This window comes from Pseudoflavonifractor sp. MCC625 (assembly GCF_018784545.1).
GTDB classification, from domain to species: Bacteria; Bacillota; Clostridia; order Oscillospirales; family Oscillospiraceae; genus Pseudoflavonifractor_A; species Pseudoflavonifractor_A gallinarum.
In genome coordinates this window covers 1-842 of record NZ_WQOJ01000015.1, presented here as the reverse complement: position 1 = coordinate 842, position 842 = coordinate 1, and the positions used below count along the sequence as shown (strand labels likewise).

1 protein-coding gene is annotated in these 842 nt (G+C 60.8%); it reads right to left on the bottom strand.

The features are described 5' to 3' along the window. A partial coding sequence (locus GPK94_RS05825) for a 4-hydroxyphenylacetate 3-hydroxylase N-terminal domain-containing protein (protein ID WP_276571504.1) occupies positions 1-842 on the bottom strand: 842 nt, incomplete at both ends.

Here is an 842-nt window from a genome sequence, read left to right as displayed (position 1 = left end):
CCGGCAAACTCGTACTCGCCGTTCAGGAAGATATACTCGTTGGGGATGAACACATGGTCCAGAACCACCAGGGCCTCCTGGCCGCCGAAGGCCTTGTTGCCCAGGTCGATGTCCGCGTTCTCCTCCATCTTCCGGGTGTCACAGGACTGACGCCCGTAGATCATGTACATGCCCTCCGCGTCGGTGGGGCACGCAAAGGAGACCGCCCAGTCCTTATCATCCGGACCCATGGAGATGGTCGGCATGAAGATGTGCCAGTGGGAGTTGATGGAACCCGTCTGGTGGCACTTGGCACCGCACACCACGATGCCGTCCGCACGCCGCTCCACCACATGCACGTACATGTCCGGATCCTCCTGGGCGTGGGGCGCCTTGGAACGGTCGCCCTTCGGGTCGGTCATCGCGCCGTCCACCGTCAGGTCGTTGTCCTGCACCATGGTCAGGAACTTCTTGAAGTTCTCGTGGTAGTGGGTACCGTGGGCCTCGTCCACCTCATACGTGGTGGAGAACACCGCGTTGAAGCTGTCCATGCCCACGCACCGCTGGAAGCAGCTGGCCGTCTTCTGGCCCAGAAGCCGCTGCATCTTCACCTTCTTGATCAGGTCATCCGTGGACTGGTGCAGGTGGGTGAACCGGTTGATCTTCCGCCCGGTCAGGCTGGAGGTGGCGGTCATCAGATCCTCATACTCCGGGTTCTGGGCCAGCGCATAGGTCATGGCCACGCAGTTGATCGAAGGACGGATCATCGGGTGATCCACCCAGTTCTCGATCTGCTCCCCGAACATGTACACCCGCGTCTTCAGCTTCCGCAGGCTCTCGATGTACTCCTGGGATGTCATCAT